Source organism: Myxococcus sp. AB025B, assembly GCF_006518215.1.
Taxonomy (GTDB): Bacteria; Myxococcota; Myxococcia; order Myxococcales; family Myxococcaceae; genus Myxococcus; species Myxococcus fulvus.
In genome coordinates, this window is record NZ_SRLW01000479.1 from 1 (window position 1) to 4,929 (window position 4,929).

The window sequence follows — 4,929 nt, forward strand, 5'->3', positions numbered from 1 at the left end:
GGTCGGGACATGCGGCGTGAAGAGGTGATGATGGGGGCCAGGCCCATGCGCCTGGTGCAGTTCACCCGCTCGTTCCACATCGGCGGGACGGAGGTGCAGGTGCTGGAGCTGCTCCGGGGCCTGCCCCCCAGCTACCAGCTCCAGGTCGCCGTGCTCGAGGACGCGGGCCCGCTGATGGGCGCGGTGTGGAAGCTGGGCCACACCGCGGAGAGCTTCCCGCTCAAGGGCTCCGTCGCGCAGCCGAACACCGCGTACCAGGTGATGCGCATGGCCCGGTGGCTGAAGTCCAACCGCGTGGACCTGGTCCACGTGCACGACTTCTACTCCACGCTCATCGCCGTGCCCGCCGCGAAGCTCGCCGGCGTGAAGGTCATCGTCGGCCGGTTGGACTTGTCCCACTGGCAGGGCACCGCCCGGCGCGCGGTGCACTCGCGGCTGACGGCCATGGCGGACCACGTGGTGGCCAACGCGGAGGCCATCCGGCGCATGCTGGTGGAGGAGGAGGGCCTGTCCGCCTCCCGCGTGTCCGTCATCCACAATGGCCTGGACCTGGCCCGCTTCGATGCGCGCATGCGCGAGGGCCTCAAGGCGCCGCTGCCGGACACCGGTGACGCGCCGGTGCTCGTGCACGTGGCCAACATGAACCACCCGGTGAAGCGCCAGGAGGACCTGCTGCTCGCCCTGGCCATGCTCCACCACGGCGGCACGCCGCTGCAGGCCTTCCTCGTGGGCGATGGCCCCCGCAGGAAGGGCCTGGAGAAGCTGGCCGCGGAGCTGGGCGTCTCCGACACCGTCCACTTCCTGCGTCACCGCACGGACGTGGCCGCCATCTTGTCTCGCGCCACCGTGGGCGTGCTGTGCTCCAGCGCGGAGGGCATGTCCAACGCCGTCATGGAGGGCATGGCCGCGGGCCTGCCCATGGTCGTCACGCGCGTGGGCGGCAACACCGACCTGGTGCGCGATGGCGAGCGCGGGCTCGTCGTCCCGCCCGAGCGCCCCGCCCAGCTCGCCCAGGCCATCAGCCAGCTCCTCTCGGACCCCGAGAAGGCCCGCCGCATGGGCCGCTCCGCCCGGGACTTCGTCGCCCGCGAGCTGTCCCTGGAGCGGCTGATCCGCCTCCATGACGCGCTGTATCAACGGGTGGTCCACGGTCCCTAGCCAGGGAATGTCAGACCGCCGTGGATACTTCGCGTCGTTCGCCGGCAATGGGGGGCCGGCTCCTCCGTAGGGTCGGGTGGACCTACCCTACCTCGGAGCACCCGCCATGTTGCTGCCCCTCCTGGCCATCCTCGCCGCCGCGCCGGCGACCCAGACCTGGAAGTTCGACACGGACGGAACCCCCCAGGTTCACCTGTCCAATGTTAATGGCGCCGTTCGCGTAGATGCGGTAGACGGGAATAGTGTGGTAATCGAGGCTGTTCCGGAAAATCCCGGAGATTCTGGTCCTCGGATGGAAGTCGAGGTCACCCAGGAGGGTGACGAGGTGCGGGCGAGGGCGTGCTGCGGCCCCTGCGAGGAGCGGTGGCAGTCGTGCAAGGGCAGGGCGGGAGCGGTGCGCTTCGTGGTGAAGGTGCCGAAGGCGTCCGAGCTGGAAGTGTCGGTGGTGAACGCGGGGGTGGTGGTGAAGGGGGTGACGGGCCCGCAGAAGCACTCCACCGTCAACGGCCGTGTGGAAGTGAACGGCTCGGAGCGACGTTTGTCGGTGAGCAGCGTTGAAGGGGAGGTGGTACTGGCTCCCCGGAAGCTCGAGGACACGGAGGTCAGCACCGTGTCGGGCAACGTCCGGCTGAAGCTGCCGGAGCGAGCGGACGCGCGGGTGGAATTCAGTTCCGTGGGGGGCAGTTTCAACGGGAGCTCTGTCAGCCTCGGGTCGAAGAAGAAGACCTACGGCGCGGGCACCCACACGGTGGAAGTGAGCACTGTCGGAGGCTCGCTGACCGTCCAGGAATAGCTTTCGAGGCCCGTCTCCAAGTCAGACGGCCCGGGGCGCTCGCCGGTGAAACTCCAAGGCGCCGGCGAGCGCTCACTTTTTTACGCGGGGCCCCTCGTCCTCCCATGGCGGAGCGAGGGGCCCTTCGTGTTTCAGGGCGCGTCGTCGTCGCCCTGGACGGTGCCCGGGTCTCCGCGGTGATCCGCGCCCACCAACTGGGCGACGCTCTGGTACCCATCCCTCTCAAGCATCTGGGCCAGCGTGGGCAGAAGCCCCCGCACCATGCCCGGCCCCTCGTAGATGAAGCCCGTGTAGACCTGCACCAGGGACGCGCCCGCGCGCAGCTTCTGGAACACGTCCGCCGCGGTGAAGACGCCGCCCACGCCGATGATGGGCAGCTTCCCGCCCGAGCGCTGGTACGCGCGCGCGATGACCGCGTTGGAGGCCTCCCGCACGGGCGCGCCGGACAGGCCGCCGGCCTCCTTCGCGAGCGGGTGCTCGAAGGGCCGGGCCACCGTGGTGTTGGTGGCGATGAGGCCGGCCAGCTTCTGGGCCAGCGCCACGTCCACCACCTCGTCCACCGCCTCGGGCGTCAGGTCCGGGGCGATCTTGAGGAACAGCGGCTTGCCCGGCGCCACGGTGTCCAGCCGCGCCCGCACCGCGCCCAGGAGCGCCGAGAGCACCTCCGGCTCCTGCAGCTTGCGCAGGCCCGGCGTGTTGGGGGACGACGCGTTGACCACCACGTAGTCTCCCAGGGGCCCGAGCGCGTCCACGCACGCGACGTAGTCCTCCACCGCGCGCTCCAGCGGCGTGTCCTTGTTCTTGCCCAGGTTCACGCCCACGGGACCGGGGTGCCAGGTGCGCGCGCGCAGGTGCTGGGCGGCCACGGCGGCGCCGTGGTTGTTGAAGCCCATGCGGTTGATGATGGCCTGGTGCTCCGGCAGGCGGAACAGGCGGGGCGTCGGGTTGCCGGGCTGGGGGCGGGGGGTGACGGTGCCCACCTCCACGGCGGAGAAGCCGCAGGCGAACAGTCCGTCCACCGCCTCCGCGTCCTTGTCCAGGCCCGCGGCCAGGGCCACCGGGTGGGCGAAGCGCAGCCCGGCGACCTCCACCGCGAGCGAGGCCGGCACGCCCTCCAGCGCCCGCTCCCGCAGGGACTCGCACAGGTCGCGCGAGTGCCCCAGCTGGCGCAGGCCCCAGAGCCCCAGCCGGTGCGCGCGCTCGGCGTCCAGCTTGAAGAGCAGCGAGCGAGTCAGTCCGTACATGCTCGCTTCTCAGCCCGGGATGAACGACGCCTGGCGCGCCCACGCCAGCGTCTGGTCCACCTGCTCCGGCGTGAGGATGCCGTGGCTCTCGATGAGCTCGATCTCCCGGCGCATGTCCGTCTCGAGCAGGTAGGGGCCGTCGGTGTTGATGGTGAACTTCACCTTGCGGTCCCAGAACGTCCGGACGATGTGGCGCAGCTCCTCGATGCCCTCCACCGCCTTGGTGTGCAGGTTGGAGGTGGGGCACAGCTCCAGGACGATGTCCTGCTCGCGCAGCACCTTCATCGCGTTCTCGTCATAGGCCGCGCGGATGCCGTGGCCGATGCGGTGCGGCTTGAGCTTGTCCACCACGGACATGACGCCCTCGGCGCCCGTGCCCTTCGTCTCACCCGTGTGCACCGTGCACTTCAGGCCCGCCTTGCGCGCCCGGCCGAAGAGGTCCTCGTACTGGGCCACCACCTCCGGCTTGAGCTCCATCGCGTTCGTCTCCGTGCCGGCCAGGTCGATGCCGTACACGCCGCGCGTGCGGTACTTGATGGCCTTGTCCACGAGGATGCTGTTGAGCCGGTGGTCGAACTCGCGCGCCAGGCAGAAGATGAAGCCCACCTTCACGCCGTACTCGAGCACCGCCCGGTCCATGCCGCGCAGCGCGGCGTGGATGATGTGGTCCAGGTCCAGCTCCGAGTGCAGGTTGCGCTTCATCGGGTTGAAGCGCAGCTCGATCTGCGTCACCCGGCTGCCGCGGTACTCCTTGCCGATGATCTCGTAGACGGAGCGTTCGATCGCGCTCGGCGACGACTGGATCTTCTCCGTCCAGGTGTGGAGGATCTTCAGGTAGTCATCCAGGCTCCCCACCTTGCCCGGACGGGAGGTGATGAGCTCCACGAAGTCGAAGTACGTCTTGACGGGGAGCTTGAAGCCTTGCTGATGGGCGATGGACCAGAGGATGTGGGGGGCCACCGAGCCGCCCACGTGGATGTGCAGGTCGATCAGTTCGCGTGCCATGGCGGCATGTATGCACAGTGCCGGGCGCGCGTAAAGGATACGGCCGTCACCTGCGCAGCAGCAGGTACAGCGCCCCCGTCCCACCGTCCTGCGGACGTGCGGTGCAGAACGCCAGCACCGCCGCGTTGATGCGCTTCTGCGCGAGCCACGCCTTGAGCAGCTCCTTCAACACCGGCAGCTGTTGCTTGGAGTGCAAACCGCGGCCGTGGACCACCAGCACGCAGCGGCGGCGGGCGCGGCGGCTGTCGGACAGGAAACGCTCCAGCGCGGCGCGGGCCTCCAGCTGCGTCATGCCGTGCAAGTCCAGCTGCCCCTGGATGGAGAAGTCCCCGCGCCGGAGCGAGCGCAGCAGGTTGCGGTCGACGCCGGGCCCCAGGCCCTCGATGTGCTCGCCCACCTCGGAGATGTCGAACTCGCCCGGGCCTCCGGCGACCAGCTCGCTCAGCTCCGCGAGCGCCTCCGCGTTCTCGTCCACCAGCTCCGGCAGGCGGGGGTTGGACTTGGGGGGCTCGCCGCGGTGGGTGATCTGCGCCACGCCGTCCATGGCGGAGAAGAAGAGGCCCACGTCGTCGTCCTCGGGACGGGCCTTGGCGGCCTTCACGGGCTTCGCGACGACCTTCTTCTTCGCGGCGGCTTCCGCGGCGGCCTTCTGCTGTTCCTGCTTCTCCTGGTCCTGGAGCGTCTTGATGGCGGACTTGAAGGGGTTGTTCTGGAAGGCCGCTTCCTTCT

Annotated in this window: 5 protein-coding genes; 2 read left to right on the forward strand and 3 right to left on the reverse strand. The window is 69.6% G+C overall.

Annotated elements, in window-relative coordinates; genetic code table 11:
- The first annotated feature begins 9 nt into the window (after nucleotides 1-9).
- Together exoK and FL311_RS45760 are read left to right on the forward strand one after the other, a co-directional pair.
- Nucleotides 10-1,158 (forward strand): spore coat polysaccharide biosynthesis glycosyltransferase ExoK, encoded by a 1,149-nt coding sequence (gene exoK, locus FL311_RS41150; protein ID WP_141333086.1) that lies wholly within the window; start codon nucleotides 10-12, stop codon nucleotides 1,156-1,158.
- 106 nt (nucleotides 1,159-1,264) lie between these two features.
- Nucleotides 1,265-1,951, forward strand: coding sequence for a DUF4097 family beta strand repeat-containing protein (locus FL311_RS45760; RefSeq protein ID WP_228557424.1), 687 nt, complete (start codon nucleotides 1,265-1,267; stop codon nucleotides 1,949-1,951).
- A gap of 131 nt (nucleotides 1,952-2,082) precedes the next feature.
- Here FL311_RS45760 and FL311_RS41160 read toward each other — a convergent pair whose 3' ends face one another.
- The 3 genes from FL311_RS41160 to FL311_RS41170 all read right to left on the reverse strand — a co-directional run.
- The gene (locus tag FL311_RS41160; RefSeq protein ID WP_141333084.1) at nucleotides 2,083-3,195 is read right to left on the reverse strand and encodes a quinone-dependent dihydroorotate dehydrogenase; all 1,113 of its coding nucleotides are present in this window, start codon (nucleotides 3,193-3,195) and stop codon (nucleotides 2,083-2,085) included.
- A gap of 9 nt (nucleotides 3,196-3,204) precedes the next feature.
- Nucleotides 3,205-4,200 (reverse strand): hypothetical protein, encoded by a 996-nt coding sequence (locus FL311_RS41165; RefSeq protein ID WP_046713272.1) that lies wholly within the window; start codon nucleotides 4,198-4,200, stop codon nucleotides 3,205-3,207.
- 46 nt (nucleotides 4,201-4,246) lie between these two features.
- A partial coding sequence (locus FL311_RS41170) for a Smr/MutS family protein (protein ID WP_141333085.1) occupies nucleotides 4,247-4,929 on the reverse strand: 683 nt, incomplete at its 5' end.

What these genes read in the sequence shown, in the direction of transcription:
- FL311_RS45760 (WP_228557424.1), top strand. Translation starts at nt 1,265, where the DNA reads ATGTTGCTGCCCCTCCTGGCCATCCTCGCCGCCGCGCCGGCGACCCAG.
- FL311_RS41165 (WP_046713272.1), bottom strand. Translation starts at nt 4,200, where the DNA reads ATGGCACGCGAACTGATCGACCTGCACATCCACGTGGGCGGCTCGGTG.
- FL311_RS41160 (WP_141333084.1), bottom strand. Translation starts at nt 3,195, where the DNA reads ATGTACGGACTGACTCGCTCGCTGCTCTTCAAGCTGGACGCCGAGCGC.
- exoK (WP_141333086.1), top strand. Translation starts at nt 10, where the DNA reads ATGCGGCGTGAAGAGGTGATGATGGGGGCCAGGCCCATGCGCCTGGTG.